Genomic DNA, 14,393 nt, shown 5'->3' with positions numbered 1-14,393 from the left:
GTCGGCAGCGACCGGTGAGGGCTCAGAAGCCCATCTTCACACCCAACTGCGCCGAAGTGCCGGGCATCGGGTAGTTGGTACGGTAGGCGTAGTCGCGGTCGAACAGGTTCTCCACGGCGACGAACACTTCGCCGACCTTACCCAGCGCCGGCACGGCATAGCCCACGCGCATGTTGACCACGGTGAAGCTGTCGACCTTGGAGAAGTTGCTGGCGCCGGCGGTGCGCTCTTCGGCCAGTACGTACATGTCCTTCTGATACTGCGCGTCTGCCGACAGGCGCCAGCGGCCGATCTCGTAGGTGGTGCCCAACGACAGCGACCTCTGCGGCGCATAGGGCAGGGTCTTGAGCGACGGGTCGAGCCAGGTGAAACCGACGAAGCTGCTCCAGTTGCTGGTCCAGCGCTGCTGCCAGGTGGCTTCGGCGCCCTTGATGTCGTAGTCGCCCAGGTTGATGTAGGACGGGCTCGACACGGTCGGCGGGAAGGCGAACAGGTAGCGGTCCTGCAGCTTGTCCTTGAACACCGCCAGGTCGAGGGTGGCGCTGTCGATCGGGTTGAAGCGCACGCCCAGTTCCTGATGGTCGAGCTTTTCGGGCTTGAGGTCTTTCCAGGTTTCGCCCAGCGCCGGGATCAGGCTCGACATCACCGAGGCCTCCAGGCCCGGATAGTTGATGCCGCGCGAGGCATTGGCGCGGAATTCGACATTGTCCGACGACAGCAGCAGCCCGGCGTGGGGCGCGGTGGCGCTGTCGAAGACATTGTGGTCGTAGGTGCGCACGCCCGCCGATGGCGTCAGGGTCCAGCGGTCGTTGAGGGCGAAGGCATGGCTGACGGCGATATGCGGCGAGGTCACGCGCAGGGTGGGGGCGTCGAACTTCGCCTGCGGTGCAGGGGCGATGCGCTTGAAGTGCACTTCGCCCTTGCTTTCGTCGACGTCCAGGCCCAACGCCACTTCGCCGCCTTGCCAAGGGCGCAGTTGCTCTTCCCAGCGAATGCCCTGCAGGGTGAAGTCGCTGATGGTGTCGCCGTCCAGGCCGGTCTGGTCAAGGGCGGAACCACGGCCCTCGTTATGGTAGAGCTTGAGGCTGCCATTACCCCAATCATGCTCGTGGGCCACAGACAGCGAGGTCAGGGTGCCACGGGTGTTGAATTCGCCGTTCTTGGTCTCTGGCAGGCCTTTCTGGCCGGGATCGGATACCTGGTTGTTGGCGTGCAGCACCAGCAAGCCGGTGCTCCAGTTGTCGTTCAGGCGGTAGCCCAGGCGTGCCATACCGTTGTTCAGGCGGCCATCGCCGTCGCTGCGGTCACCGTCCGAGTGGGCGGCGCCCTGTGCCAGCAGGTAGTCGAAGTCGCCTTCGCGGCCAATCAGGCTGGCCTGTTCGGTGGCGGTACGGAAGCTGCCACCGGTCAGTTGCAGTTCGCCGTGGTGGTTATCGCCCAGTTCGGCCACCTTGGGCGTAAGGTCGATGGCGGCGAAGGTATTGCCGAACTTCTGCGGCTGCGGGCCCTTGTACACGCTGATGCTCTGCATGGCATTGATCGGCAGCAGGTCCAGCAGCGGGTGGCCCCACACCCCCATGTAGAACGGCACGCCGTCGATGTAGGTCTTGATCTCGCTGCCGGGGCGGCTGGCACCCATACCGCGGATGTACACGGCGCCACCCTCGGCGCCGCCGAACGAACCGACCGGGTTGAAGCGCGATACGACCACGCCAGGGGTGCGGCGCAGGGCGGAGGACAGGTCAAGGGCGTTGAGGTCGCGAATCTGCTCCTGGCCGACCACGGTGGTCAGGCTGCCGAAGCTGTCAACGTTGTTCTGGTCGATGACCGAAGTGCCGACCACCGTGGTTTCGGGCAGCTCCACGCTGTCGGTCTGGGCCAGTGCGGTACCACTGGAAAGGGCAAGTGCGGCGGCGCAGCAAAGCGTCTTGTTCTTCATGCTCTGGGTGTTCCTGTTGCGATAAGTCGAGGCGGGCCAGCCCCGCGCGCATGGCGGCATCCCCAGGTGCATAGAGCCAGGGGCGTGGGGCGGGTCAGGGGCAACGGATCAGGCCAGGGCAGGCGAGGCGCGGGGGTTGGCTGCGGGCCACAGGCGACGGGGCCAGGCTGCCGGGGCAGCGGGCAGGCGGTCATCGAGCGCAGCGTGTGCGAACGGCAGGTCTGGCAGCAGGGGCGTGAACGCCAGGCCCGCGTGGCTGCACAGTGGACAATCGAGCGTGGTATTGGCGGCCAGGTTCTCGCCTAGCCATTGTTCGAAACCGATGGGGCCAGGCGGCGCACCAGCGTGGCCGCAGAACGCGCTGCCGGCGCCATTGAGCGCCAAGCCGGTGGCCTGACCGTGGCCGATGCCACAGTGCAGCACGGCGCACAGCACGCTGGCATAGAGTATCCAGGCGAAGGCGTGGCGACGTCCTGCTGCTCGGTGCATATCCTTTGCTCGATGGCCGCTACGGTTGAATGGGGCGAGGCGCGAGTCTAGCAACGCTGCTCGATTGCGCAGGGTGCGACAGTCTGCCACACCCTGCCGAGGCGACTATTGTTTCGCCACCGCTCGGCAAGGGGTGTGGCGGATTGTCGCAGAAGAGTCTAGAAAGCCTTGTGCGGATTGCCAGGCGAGAATCGCAGTCGGCATCCGCCCACCTCCAACGCCACGGATCCGGTGCATGAACCACCCCCCGACACGACGCGCCTTCATTGCCTGGGCCTTGTACTTCAGTGTGCTGTTCAACGTGTTCTCCTGTGGCTTGGGCCATGGGCAGATGCTGGGGTTGGCGCTCAACGGCATCGGCGGGCAGTTCTGCTCGCTCGGCAGCGACACCTCGGCGCTGGCCGCCAAGGACCTTTCGGCCTTGCCCGACAGTGGGTTGGCAACGCCGTTCAGCTGCCCGCTCTGCGCGGCGGGCTTCATGCACCTGGTGTTCCTGGCTGCACTGGCCTGGCTGCTGTCGAACATCGACCGGCGCGCTTTCGCCCGCGCGCCCCTCGGGCATGCGCCGCCTCGCTATTGCTGGCCGTCCTCCAATCCTCGCGCCTCTCCCCGCTGAACCTCACTGCGCCACACGGACCTGTGGCCGTGTGCGCGTCTGCGGCCCATGGCAAAGGGTACAGGGCCGAAGAGGTGGCTTGCGGGCTTAACGCGCAAGCCGTTAGCCAGCGGAGCGGGTGGCGGGCCAGCAAGGTCGCACGTCGTTTCATGGAGGAGTGCCGGCGATGGACGCTACCTTGCAAGTGGCGAATGAAACGCGTGGCATACGCTAGCGTCGACCTGCGCCGCGTTGCCCCGGATGCCCCGTTGCAGCGCCTGCGCGCCGTGCCGGCGAGCGCGCCACAAACACTGGCCATCGAGGACGACCTGCTGCTGTTGCGCCTCGATGCCAGCCACTCGGGCACCGGCGTGCAGCGCACCTGCGAACTGCTCGGCGGGCCGCTGCTGTGCCTGACGTTCCTGGAGCAGGGCCATGTGCAGTACGCCGACCGCAAAGGCCGCTGTTGGCGTTTCGAGGCGGGGCAGAGCATCGCCCAGTTGCTGCACGCGCCACAGCAGGCCAGTCGCTTTCAGTTCGGCAGGGGCGCTTGTGGTCTGCACCTGCTCGTCGGTGAGCGCACCTTGCGCCGTTACCTGGGTGATCAGCAGGCTTGGCGCCTGCTGAATTGCCAGGGCGAGGCGCCGCTGCTGCAGCATGCTACCAGCCGTGATGCGTGTAGCCACGTCCAGGCTCTGGCCACGCGCCTGGCGCAAGGGCAATGCGCGCCACTGGACATCCACATGCATGTGCTGAACCTGTTGAGCCACCCCCTGCGCCAGCTGGCCGTGTCGTCCCAGGCCACGCCGCTGTTGCCTGCTGCTCAGGTCAAGCGACTGGAGCAAGCCCGGCAACTGTTGCACGACGAACTCGACCAGCCCATGACCGTTGCGTTGCTGTGTCGCCGTGTCGGCCTCAGTGCGGCGAAGCTCAAGCAGGGCTTTCATGAGCTGTTCGACACCACGCCTTATCGCATGCTGCTGGAGCTGCGCATGCGGCGCGCGCATGTCTTGCTTCAAGAGGGCTGCCAGGTCGCCCAGGTGGCTTACCGGGTTGGCTACAGCCACCCCAGCAATTTCAGCGCGGCCTTCAGTGGCTATTTCGGCTTTGCGCCCAAGGAGGTCGGCAAGCGCGGCGCCGTGCCGACGTAATCCATACGTATCAGAACGCAATTCATATGAATCCAAGCCGTCAACGGATGGGCGCCCCCGTTGGGCTGGCGAACAATAGGCAGGCCCTAAGCCAAGGAGCTTCACGATGAAACTTCCCGCACTGGTTGATGCCTGCGCCCAACTGAGCAGCGAAGAGATTTCCCGCTACAGCCGCCACCTGTTGATTCCCGACGTCGGGCTCGACGGCCAGCGCCGGCTCAAGAGCAGCAAGGTGCTGGTCATCGGCGCCGGCGGGCTTGGCTCGCCGACTTTGCTGTACCTGGCGGCAGCTGGCGTCGGCACGCTCGGTATCGTTGATTTCGACGTGGTCGAGGCGTCCAACCTGCAACGCCAGGTGATCCACCGCCAGTCCACCCTGGGCCAGGCCAAGAGCGACAGCGCCGCCCAGGCCATCGCCGAACTCAACCCTTTCGTCAATGTGCGCCGACACACCCTGCGCCTGGAACCGGAGAATGCCTTGGCGTTGTTCGCCGAATACGACCTGATCCTCGACGGCACCGATAACTTCGCCACTCGCTACCTGGTCAATGACGCCTGCGTGCTGGCCGGCAAACCTTATGTCTGGGGTTCGATCTTCCGTTTCGAGGGCCAGGTCTCGGTGTTCTGGGAACAGGCTCCGGGCGGCGCGGGCCTCAACTACCGCGACCTTTACCCCGAACCGCCGCCTCCGGAGTTGGCGCCGTCCTGCTCGGAAGGTGGGGTGCTGGGCATCCTCTGCGCGTCGATCGGCTCGATCATGGCCACCGAGGCGATCAAGCTGATCACCGGCATCGGCGACACATTGCTGGGCCGCCTGATGGTCTATGACGCTCTGGACATGAATTACCGCCAGATCCGCCTGCGCCGCGCGCCGGACCGGCGGCCCATTACCCGATTGGAGGACTACCAGGCCTTCTGCAGCGGTGTATCGCAAGCCCCGGTGACGGTGCCGCAGGTCAGTGCCATGGAACTGAGCCGGCTGATGCGCGAAGACCCGGCCGTGGTCCTGATCGATGTGCGTGAACAGACCGAATGGGACATCGCGCACATCCAGGGCGCACGCCTGATGCCCAAGACCGACCAGTTGGCCGGGCAGCTCAAGGCCCTTTACGCCAGCGATACGCCCGTGGTCGTGCATTGCAAGTCCGGCGCCCGTTCCCGGGCGGTAGTGCTGCAATTGCAGGCACTGGGCTTCACCCAGGTGCAGAACCTGCAAGGCGGCATCCTGGCCTGGATCGATGACGTCGAACCCGATCTGCCACGCTACTGAAAGGAAGGAGCCTCCCATGCTGATCATTTCCAGGGCGTTGCTCGATGCCGCCATTGCCCATGCACAACAGCAACATCCCCTCGAAGCCTGTGGCGTGATGCCCGGCCGGCAAGGCACTGACCGGCCTTCGCGCTGGGTGCCCATGGTCAACCATGCCGGGTCGCAGACCTTCTTCCAGTTCGAGCCTCGCGAGCAGTTGCGGGTGTGGCGCGAAATGGACGCGCAGCAAGAAGAACCGGTGGTGATCTATCACTCACACACGTCCAGCGATGCCTACCCGAGCCGGGCCGACATCCACTTCGCCAACGAGCCGCACACGCACTACCTGATCCTGTCCACCGCCAGCGGTTGCGAATACCCGGTGCGCAGTTACCGCATCGCCAATGGCCAGGTGATCGAAGAGAGCCTGCGCATCGTCGACGTCGATACCCGCGCGGCCTGAGCCGCGCCGCCTCCTTCCTTATTTGATCGGCCATTGGCCGAGGAGTACGCCATGCCGGTTTTTGTCAGTGTTCCGACCCTGTTGCGCAGCTACACCCAGGACAGCAAACGCGTGCAAGCGCAAGGCACGACGGTGCGCGAGGTCGTCGACGACCTCGAACGGCGCTACCCGGGCATTCGCTCACGGCTGATGGATGCGCAGCAATTGCACCGCTTCGTCAACCTGTACCTCAACGACGAGGACATCCGCTTCCTCGACAATCTGGACACCGTCGTGGCCGACCGCGATGAGCTCACCATCCTGCCCGCCGTCGCTGGCGGTGCACGATGAATCAAGCGGCGGCGCTGCACGGCTGTCGCCTGCTCGGTGCGTTCGCCGATGAGCATGATCCCTTGCAGCGAGGCCTGGCGATGCAGGCGAGGACGCTGGGGATTGCCGTCGAGTCTGTATCCGACGCAGGACGCGAACAGATCTATTGCCTGCAAGGCCAGGGGCTGGCCCCCACGCATTGCCGACTCACCGGCTGGGACGACGAAGCGCCTCGGGCCATCAGCGAATTCACCCTCCAGGCTACCTGCGGACTGATGGCGGTGCACGGCCGGGCCAGTGGGCAGGCCCAGGCCATCGACCTCGACTATCTCGCTCATGTGGTCGCGAGCCTGGCATTGACCGGGTTGATGGCGACGGCGTTGGCGCGTCTGCGCGGTGGCCAGGTGACGGACTGCAGCGTGTCGCTGCCAGGCGCCGGTCTGCAGTGCATCAGCCAGTACCTGGCTGGAGCAACGGCCGAGGAGGGTGCCGAGCGATTGCCAGCGGGGTGCTCGTCTGCCCGCTTGCGGCCACCCTTCGTCAGTGCCGATGGCGTGGTTTTCGAGTTGGAAACCCTGGACGCCGGTCCGTGGCTCGCATTCTGGGACGGCCTGGGCGTTGCCCGGGCCGACAGCAGTAAAGGCTGGCAGGGCTTCCTGCTGCGCTATGCCCGCGCCATTGCACCGATGCCAGAGACTTTGTGTAGGACGCTGGCGAACCTGCAGTACGCGCAGGTCGTCGAGCACTGCTCGGCGGTGGGAATGGCGGTCACGCCGGTCCATCAACCTTGCCAGCGCGATACCCTGATACCAGTCGGTGATACGCCCTGGTCGTTCAGTCTGCATCCGGTGACGGTGCCGTCACGCCCATGCAATCAGGTATTGCCATTAAGCGGCTTGCGCGTCATCGAGTCGTGCCGGCGTATTCAGGGGCCGTTGGCTGGCCACTTGCTGGCGATGCTCGGGGCACAGGTAACCCGCCTGGAAATGCCCGGCGGCGATCCGCTGCGTGGCATGGCGCCGCTGGCGCAGGGCTGTTCGGTACGTTTCGATGCGCTCAACGGCCTGAAGGCAGTGGTCGAACTGGACCTGAAGTCGGCCAGCGAGCGTGAGCAACTGCGTCGGAACATCGCCGAGGTGGATGTGTTCCTGCACAACTGGGGCCCTGGCAAGGCCGAGGAGCTGGCGCTCGATCAAGCGGACCTGGCCCAGGTCAATCCCGCGTTGATCTATGCCTACGCCGGTGGTTGGGGCAATGCCCAGGTGCCCGTCGGGCTACCGGGCACCGACTTCACCGTGCAGGCCTGGTCGGGGATCGCCCACCTGATCGGCCAGGGCGAGGGCAACCCTGGCGGCTCGCTGTTCACCGTACTGGATGTATTCGGCGGGGTGATCGCCGCCCAGGGCATCGTCGCCGCGCTGCTGGCCCGCCATCTGCACGGCCATGCCGGGCGCGTGGACAGCTCTTTGCTCGGAGCCGCCGATCTGCTGTGCCGCTCGCGGATGACGCGTACACGCCCACTGAGCGCGGGCGTATTCCGCTGCCAGGACGCCAGCCTGGCGATTGACTGCTGCGCTCCTGAGCACCTTGAAACCCTCGCACGCTTGTTCGACTTCCCCATGCCGTGCGCGTGGCAGACCCTGCGCGAGCCGTTGGCGCTGCAACTGGCCCGGCAGCCGGCCGCCCACTGGCAGGCGCGGTTGCTGGCCGCAGGTGTGCCCGTGGCGATCGTCCGCCAGGACCTTGCCGAACTGCAACAAGACCCACGCCTGGCGCCTTGGCTCGCGCCTGGCCGTTATACCCGCGTGCTTTCCCCATGGAGGTTCACATGAACGAATCCGGCATCATCGATCTGGTCCCCGTCACCGCCAGGCAGGCCTGGCGCGAGGCCGGCTGGTACGCCGACTGGCCATTGTTCGAGTTGTTCGAGGCGCACGTGATGGCCGAGCCCGAGAAACCGGCAGTACTGACCCTGGACGGGCAGGTGAGTTACCGACAGCTCCACGACCAGGCCCTGCGCCTGGCCCGTGGTCTGCGTGAGCGTGGCGTGGTGGCGGGTGATGTGGTCGCCTATCAACTCGGCAACGGCTGGCAGTGCTGCGCCATAGACCTGGCCGCTGCCGTGCTGGGCGCGGTGGTCGCGCCGTTCCCACCAGGGCGCGGGCGGCTGGATATCGAAGCCTTGCTCAAGCGCTGCTGTGCACGGGCGGTGATCGTCGCGCCTTGCCAGGGCGAGGTCGACCTGTGTGCAGTGGTGGAATCGCTGCGCCCTACCTTGCTGGGCTTGCGCGTGCTGGTGGTCGACGGCGACCAGCGTCAGGGCTGGTCGACCTTGAGCGGGTTGCTGGCGTCGGAACCACTGACGGAGGCCGAGCGCCCCCAGGTATGCCCCGACAGCCCAGCGCGCTTGCTGGTGTCTTCCGGCACTGAGTCCGAGCCCAAGCTGGTGGCCTATTCACACAATGCGCTGGTCGGCGGACGCGGGCGCTTCCTGCAACGCCTGCATCCAGAGGGGCAGGCTTTACGCGGGCTGTATCTGGTGCCACTGGGCTCGGCGTTCGGCTCCACCGCCACGGCCGGGTGCCTGGCTTGGCTGGGTGGCTCGTTGGCGGTGCTGGCGCACTTTGAAGTGGCAGATGCCATCAGCGCCATCGAGCAGCTGCGCCCGACTCACGTCTTCGCAGTGCCGACCATGTTGCAGCGGATCGCCGCCGAGCCGGCACTGGCCCAGGCCGACCGCCGTAGCCTGGTGGCGCTGGTCAGTGGCGGAGCACTGATCGACGGGCAGAGCATCCGCCGCTGTGTCGAGGCGTTCGGCTGCCCCGTGGTGAGCCTGTACGGCTCGGCCGACGGAGTCAATTGCCACAACCTACCGGATGACCCGCTGGAGGTGGTGTTGAACAGCGTCGGCACACCCAACCCTAGTGTGTGCCAGATCAAGATCGTCGATGACGAGGGCCACGAACTGCCTGCAGGCGAAGTCGGCGAGATCAAGGCCCGCGGCCCCTTGAGCCCGATGCAGTATGTCAACGCGCCCGAGCTCGATCAGCGCTATCGCGATGCACAGGGTTGGGTGTGTACCGGCGACCTGGGGCTGATCGATGGGGAAGGACACCTGGTGCTGGCCGGGCGCAAAAAGGACGTGATCATTCGCGGCGGCGCCAATATCAGCCCGGCACAGATCGAGCGGCTGGCCACCGCGCACCCGGACGTGATCAGCGCTGCCTGCGTGGCGGTGGCCGATGCCGAACTGGGCCAGCGCGTGTGCATTTGCCTGACCCTGCGCCAGGGCGCCCGGCGTTTTGCCCTGAAGCACCTCACCGACTACCTGGGCGATCTGGGCCTGGAGAAGAACAAATGGCCGGAGTACCTGCGCTTCTACCGCGAATTGCCCCTGAGCCCCGCCGGCAAGGTGGACAAGAAAGCATTGGCCGCCGACCTGGCGTTCCTGCAACGCACCCTGAACATTGCCTGCTGAGGAGCGCGCATGCTTGAGCATGATCAACTTCATCCCGTGGCCCGGCGCATTCGCCGGTTCGTGGACCAGCGGCTGTTACCGCTGGAGCCATGCCTGGACGCAGGCGATGCCAAGGCCGAGGACTGTCTGGCGCAACTGCAGCAGGCGGCTCGCGATGCCGGCTTGTGGGGGCAGGCCAACGGCCTGGCGCCAGGCCGGCTGCTCGACTACCTGCCCTTAGCCGAGCAGGAAGGCAGGTCTGAATACGGGCCGGCCGTGTTCGGCGCCGAAGCTGTGCTGGACGGCTACATGTTACGTAACGCCAACCCACGTCTGCAGCGCGAGGTGCTGGCGCCCGTGCTGGCAGGGGAGGCGCTTGCCAGCTATGGCATGTCCGAGCCGAACAGCATCGGCTCGATACCCGCGACGCTGACCACGCGCGCCCGTTGGTGCGGTGACCACTGGCAACTGGACGGCGAGAAGTGGTTCATCTGCCGCGCCGAGCAGGCGGCTTTCATCACCGTGGTGGCGCGTACCGCCGAAGGGCCGGTGGAGCGAGCCCTGAGCCTGTTCGTGGTGCCTGCCAGTACACCGGGGGTGGAGGTTGGTGAGCGGATGAAGGTGCTGGGGCGCTATCAAGGGCAAGCGCCGGTACGCCTGAACGCGGTCCGGCTTGCAGAGGATCAGGTGCTCGGCCAGGTGGGCCAGGGATTCGCGCTGATCCAGGAGCGCCTTGCCCTGGGCCGGCTGCTGCGTGCGGCGCACTGGCTGGGCATGGCCCAGCGCTGCTTCGACCTGATGGGCGCGCGCATCGTCTCGCCCCGTGGCGCCTTGGCGCGGCTGGCGGACAAGCAACTGGTGCGCCTGCGCATGGTCGAGACGTACCAAGCCATCCATGCCGCGCGGTCGTTGCTGCACGATGCCGCGACCCGGTTCGACCAGGGCCGGAGCAATGACGTGGAGGCCAACCTGGCCAAGCTGGCCGCTTCCCAGGCCCTGAGCCTGAACGTCGATTCGGCGATCCAGATTTACGGTGCCGAAGGCTTGACCGACGGTACGCCGCTCTCTGGGATCTACCGGCATGCCCGCGCCACCCACTTCATGGATGGCACCGACGATGCGCTGGTCAGTGCCCTGGGCCGACAGTTGATTGGCGCGTATCAAGATGGAGGCGGGGTGAATTTTGCCGCGCCTTCTTCGTCACCCGTGGATTGGACAGGTTCATCGGACGAGGAGGGGCCGTGCAGACTGATAACGTGCTGAGCAGCCAGCCTTCCACCTGGCTGTTGCGCAGCTTGCTGGGCGCGGCCATGGCGCTGCCCATGCTGGTGTTCTATGCCATCGGCGCGCTGGGGCCTTTCCTGGTTGCTGACTTGCAGGTACCCGAACACTGGCTGGGTTACCTGACCATGAGCGCTTTTGGCCTGGCTGCGTTGCTGTCGTTGGGCGCCGGGGCCATCGTCGAACGGCTGGGCGGGCGGCGGGCGCTGGGGCTGTTGTTCGGTTGCTGCGCCGCGGCCTACACCTTGGCTGGCATATTGCCGGGGTTTCTCGGGCTGGTGCTGGCGCTGGCCGTGTGTGGCGTGGCCCAGGCCTTGGCCAACCCTGCCACCAACCTGCTGATCGCTGAACAGTTTCCCGTGGCCGAGCGGGCCGCGACCGTGGGTTTCAAACAGGCCGGCGTGCAAGTGTCGGCGCTGTTCGCGGGGCTACTCTTGCCGCTGTTGGCCCAGTACCTGGGCTGGCGGGTAGCGCTGGTGCTGTTCGCGCCGTTGGCGTTGCTGCTGGGCTGGACGGTCTTGCGTCATCTACCGGGCTTACCGGCCAGTGCTCGCGGTGCCTCGACCACCCTGCGCCGGCCCTCGACCGGGCTGGCGCTGTTGATGGCCGTGCAGTGCAGCGTTGCCATCGCCCTGTCATCGTTCGTGACCTACCTGGGCGTGTTCGCCCGTGCCCAGGAGGTGCCGGCGGTGCTGGCGGGTTCGTTGGTGGCGGTGTTCGGCGTGATGGGCATCGTCGCGCGGGTGTTGCTGACACCCCTGGCAGCGCGGCTGCGCGACGAGAGCCTGATGCTGGGTGCGCTGTGCGCGTTGGCGGCGCTGGCGGTGTTCAGCCTGAGCCGGGCCACGCCGCAAGCCTGGATCTGGCTCTGGGTCGGCAGCATCGGCATGGGGTTGACGGCGGTGGCGACCAACGCGGTGGCCATGAGCATGGTCCTGCGCGATCGCGCATTCGGCGCGCCGGCGGCTTCGGCGAGCCTGCTGTCGGTGGGGTTCTTTGCGGGCTTCGCGCTGGGGCCGCCGCTGTTCGGCGCACTGCTGCGGGCTCGGGGCTACGGCCTGGTCCTGGACACGATGATCGTGGCGTTGTTGTTGGGGATGCTGCTGTGCCTGTGGCTAAGGGCCTGGCGCCGGGCGGAGCGCCGTTAGGGGTGTCACCCGTGCGGTGCCGGGCACGGCACGGGTGGCCGCATCACTTGGACATGTAGTCGATCACTGCCTGGTAATCCTCGGCGGTGCAGTCCATGCACAGGCCTCGCGGTGGCATGGCGTTGAAGCCTTCGGTGACATGCTTGACCAGTACGTCGTTGCCCTTGGCCAGGCGAGGCTTCCAGGCTTCCTGGTCGCCCTTTTTCGGGGCCATGGGCAGTTGGCCGTTGTGGCACATCTGGCAGGCGCGGTTGAACACCGCCTCTGGCTCCTGGGCCGCCTGGGCCACGCTGGCGAGTGCCAGGCAGGCAAGCACCGCAAATGTTTTTTTCATGACCGACCTCTCAGGTTTTTTATTCGAAGCCGGAGTCTATGTAAGTGTCGGTAGCTGTCAGGTGCGACAGTTTGACTCAGGCCTGGCGCATCGACTGTGCCGGCGGCATCGCTATCAAGGGTGCGGCAGGATGTCGCAGGTCGAGGGTGGTCGAGTGCCGTGCTAATTTGAAATTGGCCCGGTGTTTTGCTCTTGGCAGGGTTTTCACCGGGCCGAAAAAAAGCCGGGGCTGGTCACCAGCCCCGGCTTGGTTCATGGTCTTCAGAGCAGGATGTAGTCGCTGAACTGGCGAATACCCGTGTGCTCGCCTTTGACCAGATGTACATAGCGTCCCGCCACCAGGTCGACTGGAAGGCAATCGTCGACGTCGAGCACAGCGTCGGTATGCGGCTTGAGCCAGCCAGATGCCATGCGTTGCTTGCCCAAGCGCTTGGCCTCGGCCTTGTCGGTAGCCGCTACCAGCAGGTAGCGATGCGCTTCACCGAATACCTGCCGTTCATAGCCGCCCAGGTTCAGGAAGAACAGGCGCATGGCGTCATGGCCCGGAGCCATCTGGCTCAGTTCGACGCGATAGCCATCGACCCCGGCGACTTCCAGCCAGGAGTCGATGTGCAGGCCTTCGGCGCTGCCGAACCAGGCTTCGCGCAACTGGGGATGGAGCTGTTCCAGCGTGTCCGCTTGGGCGAAGACCACATCGTGGACTTCGATACGGGCTCGAGGGTGGCGACCGCCGAGCATGACGATGTAGAGCATGATCAATCCTTCAGGGCAGCAAAAAGCGCTGCAGTGTGAACACTGCAGCGCTGTTCGCCAAGCACGCAATCAGCGTAACGGTTGCTTGAAAACCCTGCGCAGGCGTCGCCATCCCAGCACGACACCACTGAGCGCGATTACCAGGCCCCCGATGCTCATGGCGATGAGCAGGCTTTCGCGCAGCAGCGGCCTGGCCAGCAGGGGTTGCCAATCCCAGCTGTGCAGCAGGTTGAACAACCAGCGGCCGACCCGTTGCGTGCGGTCGGAGGTGGCCACCATCTTGCCGCTGGCGTGGCCCAGTTAGCCCCTCGTGCTCGCCGGTTCGGCGAAGCACAAGCCAAGCACTGGCAAAGGGCGCGCCTCAAAATGCCGATGTGCACCATTACTTGCCGGAGCTGGTGGCGCTGCATGACAGCCGCAGGCGCCTGGTCGCGGCGGCCGTTGAGCGCCTGGCGAGCGAGGAGGCCGCTGTGTCTCAAGTGTAATCTGGACTAACCGCTTGAATCGGAAGTGTCCCGGATAGCCTGCACTCCCCAGAGGGACTTGGGCACCCTATAGAGTTGAATCTGTATATTTTAATACGTTGAATGTATTATAAATTGATTTTTCGATTGATAAGGTCGGATAAGATTTAATTATCGGGGCTTGAAGAGTGCAGGGTAGAATGCAACAGATAAGTCTACCGAAAGCTGAATAATTTTGAGGGGGCTAATTACCGGGCGTCTGAGATTGGGTCTGGCTAGATAATTAGCGCACTCTCGCAATGCGGCTCCGAAGTTTTCGCTGTGCTTCTCAATATGAGAAATAATTTGATCTAAGCGCTCGCTGGATAGGGTGCACGATCATAATGGGGCGTAAGAATGTCTGCTACGGGTCGTTAGCGGTCAGTCGCGAATGGCTGCTAACGACCCATTGCGGCCGTTCACAGATGCCTGCTATCGCTAGGAGCGGGGACTAATGACAATTTGGCTGATGAGCAAAGTCAATTTCGAGCCAATCAGTAGATTAACCTACGCCTATGCCATCGCGCAGCTCAGGTTATGGAGGGCTGGCACAGTCAAATGCGAACGCGGCTAGCCTCGTTCCGCTTCAGTTGGGTCTCCCTCACCGTATCCGGCTCTAATCCTAGCGCTTCCACTGTTTTCCAAGCCCGGCACACCCCTATCGCATCCAGACTTTCAAATTCTGAGCGGAGGTCGTGGATGAGGTCGGCCGCAGGTTTCCC

Annotated in this window: 14 protein-coding genes; 9 read left to right on the top strand and 5 right to left on the bottom strand. The window is 65.0% G+C overall.

The features are described from left to right. Window positions 1-22: 22 nt before the first annotated feature. Window positions 23-1,939, bottom strand: a complete 1,917-nt coding sequence (locus ACSSU5_RS23710; RefSeq protein WP_492559987.1) for a TonB-dependent receptor — start codon at window positions 1,937-1,939, stop codon at window positions 23-25. Window positions 1,940-2,047: 108 nt separating this feature from the next. Then, complete coding sequence (locus ACSSU5_RS23705; RefSeq protein WP_492559986.1) at window positions 2,048-2,428, bottom strand: DUF2946 family protein; 381 nt, start codon at window positions 2,426-2,428, stop codon at window positions 2,048-2,050. Between the two features lie 235 nt (window positions 2,429-2,663). On the opposite strand from ACSSU5_RS23705, the gene ACSSU5_RS23700 reads away from it, so the two are divergent. The 9 genes from ACSSU5_RS23700 to ACSSU5_RS23660 all read left to right on the top strand — a co-directional run bounded on the left by ACSSU5_RS23700 (window position 2,664) and on the right by ACSSU5_RS23660 (window position 12,081). Beyond that, the gene (locus ACSSU5_RS23700; protein WP_186664752.1) at window positions 2,664-3,044 is read left to right on the top strand and encodes a DUF2946 domain-containing protein; all 381 of its coding nucleotides are present in this window, start codon (window positions 2,664-2,666) and stop codon (window positions 3,042-3,044) included. A 191-nt stretch (window positions 3,045-3,235) separates the two neighbouring features. After that, window positions 3,236-4,174: a helix-turn-helix transcriptional regulator gene (locus ACSSU5_RS23695; protein ID WP_492559985.1), complete on the top strand. Its 939-nt coding sequence runs from the start codon at window positions 3,236-3,238 to the stop codon at window positions 4,172-4,174. A 106-nt stretch (window positions 4,175-4,280) separates the two neighbouring features. Next, a complete protein-coding gene (gene moeB / locus ACSSU5_RS23690; RefSeq protein WP_315405134.1) occupies window positions 4,281-5,444 on the top strand; it encodes a molybdopterin-synthase adenylyltransferase MoeB in 1,164 nt (387 codons plus the stop codon). Between the two features lie 16 nt (window positions 5,445-5,460). Then, the gene (locus tag ACSSU5_RS23685) at window positions 5,461-5,886 is read left to right on the top strand and encodes a M67 family metallopeptidase (protein WP_315405133.1); all 426 of its coding nucleotides are present in this window, start codon (window positions 5,461-5,463) and stop codon (window positions 5,884-5,886) included. 51 nt (window positions 5,887-5,937) lie between these two features. Then, a complete protein-coding gene (locus ACSSU5_RS23680; protein ID WP_207852950.1) occupies window positions 5,938-6,216 on the top strand; it encodes a MoaD/ThiS family protein in 279 nt (92 codons plus the stop codon). Further along, the gene (locus ACSSU5_RS23675; protein ID WP_492559984.1) at window positions 6,213-8,027 is read left to right on the top strand and encodes a CoA transferase; all 1,815 of its coding nucleotides are present in this window, start codon (window positions 6,213-6,215) and stop codon (window positions 8,025-8,027) included. Before ACSSU5_RS23680 ends, ACSSU5_RS23675 begins: the two co-directional genes overlap by 4 nt. After that, window positions 8,024-9,673 (top strand): class I adenylate-forming enzyme family protein, encoded by a 1,650-nt coding sequence (locus tag ACSSU5_RS23670; RefSeq protein WP_492559983.1) that lies wholly within the window; start codon window positions 8,024-8,026, stop codon window positions 9,671-9,673. Before ACSSU5_RS23675 ends, ACSSU5_RS23670 begins: the two co-directional genes overlap by 4 nt. Before the next feature lie 9 nt (window positions 9,674-9,682). Further along, window positions 9,683-10,915: an acyl-CoA dehydrogenase family protein gene (locus tag ACSSU5_RS23665; protein ID WP_492559982.1), complete on the top strand. Its 1,233-nt coding sequence runs from the start codon at window positions 9,683-9,685 to the stop codon at window positions 10,913-10,915. After that, complete coding sequence (locus ACSSU5_RS23660; RefSeq protein WP_315405128.1) at window positions 10,894-12,081, top strand: MFS transporter; 1,188 nt, start codon at window positions 10,894-10,896, stop codon at window positions 12,079-12,081. Before ACSSU5_RS23665 ends, ACSSU5_RS23660 begins: the two co-directional genes overlap by 22 nt. 43 nt (window positions 12,082-12,124) lie before the next feature. Here ACSSU5_RS23660 and ACSSU5_RS23655 read toward each other — a convergent pair whose 3' ends face one another. The 3 genes from ACSSU5_RS23655 to ACSSU5_RS23645 all read right to left on the bottom strand — a co-directional run bounded on the left by ACSSU5_RS23655 (window position 12,125) and on the right by ACSSU5_RS23645 (window position 13,444). Then, a complete protein-coding gene (locus ACSSU5_RS23655; RefSeq protein ID WP_492559981.1) occupies window positions 12,125-12,415 on the bottom strand; it encodes a c-type cytochrome in 291 nt (96 codons plus the stop codon). Between the two features lie 261 nt (window positions 12,416-12,676). Then, the gene (locus ACSSU5_RS23650) at window positions 12,677-13,168 is read right to left on the bottom strand and encodes a DUF1543 domain-containing protein (protein ID WP_492559980.1); all 492 of its coding nucleotides are present in this window, start codon (window positions 13,166-13,168) and stop codon (window positions 12,677-12,679) included. Window positions 13,169-13,237: 69 nt separating this feature from the next. Then, window positions 13,238-13,444, bottom strand: a complete 207-nt coding sequence (locus tag ACSSU5_RS23645) for a hypothetical protein (protein ID WP_492559979.1) — start codon at window positions 13,442-13,444, stop codon at window positions 13,238-13,240. Between the last annotated feature and the right edge of the window lie 949 nt (window positions 13,445-14,393).

It is taken from the genome of Pseudomonas sp. E1MeOHC2, assembly GCF_058745025.1.
The sequence above is the reverse complement of the archived record's forward strand: the minus strand, read 5'-3'. Positions and strand labels throughout refer to the sequence as shown.

What these genes read in the sequence shown, in the direction of transcription:
- ACSSU5_RS23710 (WP_492559987.1), bottom strand. Translation starts at nt 1,939, where the DNA reads ATGAAGAACAAGACGCTTTGCTGCGCCGCCGCACTTGCCCTTTCCAGT.
- ACSSU5_RS23705 (WP_492559986.1), bottom strand. Translation starts at nt 2,428, where the DNA reads ATGCACCGAGCAGCAGGACGTCGCCACGCCTTCGCCTGGATACTCTAT.
- ACSSU5_RS23700 (WP_186664752.1), top strand. Translation starts at nt 2,664, where the DNA reads ATGAACCACCCCCCGACACGACGCGCCTTCATTGCCTGGGCCTTGTAC.
- ACSSU5_RS23695 (WP_492559985.1), top strand. Translation starts at nt 3,236, where the DNA reads ATGAAACGCGTGGCATACGCTAGCGTCGACCTGCGCCGCGTTGCCCCG.
- moeB (WP_315405134.1), top strand. Translation starts at nt 4,281, where the DNA reads ATGAAACTTCCCGCACTGGTTGATGCCTGCGCCCAACTGAGCAGCGAA.
- ACSSU5_RS23685 (WP_315405133.1), top strand. Translation starts at nt 5,461, where the DNA reads ATGCTGATCATTTCCAGGGCGTTGCTCGATGCCGCCATTGCCCATGCA.
- ACSSU5_RS23680 (WP_207852950.1), top strand. Translation starts at nt 5,938, where the DNA reads ATGCCGGTTTTTGTCAGTGTTCCGACCCTGTTGCGCAGCTACACCCAG.
- ACSSU5_RS23675 (WP_492559984.1), top strand. Translation starts at nt 6,213, where the DNA reads ATGAATCAAGCGGCGGCGCTGCACGGCTGTCGCCTGCTCGGTGCGTTC.
- ACSSU5_RS23670 (WP_492559983.1), top strand. Translation starts at nt 8,024, where the DNA reads ATGAACGAATCCGGCATCATCGATCTGGTCCCCGTCACCGCCAGGCAG.
- ACSSU5_RS23665 (WP_492559982.1), top strand. Translation starts at nt 9,683, where the DNA reads ATGCTTGAGCATGATCAACTTCATCCCGTGGCCCGGCGCATTCGCCGG.
- ACSSU5_RS23655 (WP_492559981.1), bottom strand. Translation starts at nt 12,415, where the DNA reads ATGAAAAAAACATTTGCGGTGCTTGCCTGCCTGGCACTCGCCAGCGTG.
- ACSSU5_RS23650 (WP_492559980.1), bottom strand. Translation starts at nt 13,168, where the DNA reads ATGCTCTACATCGTCATGCTCGGCGGTCGCCACCCTCGAGCCCGTATC.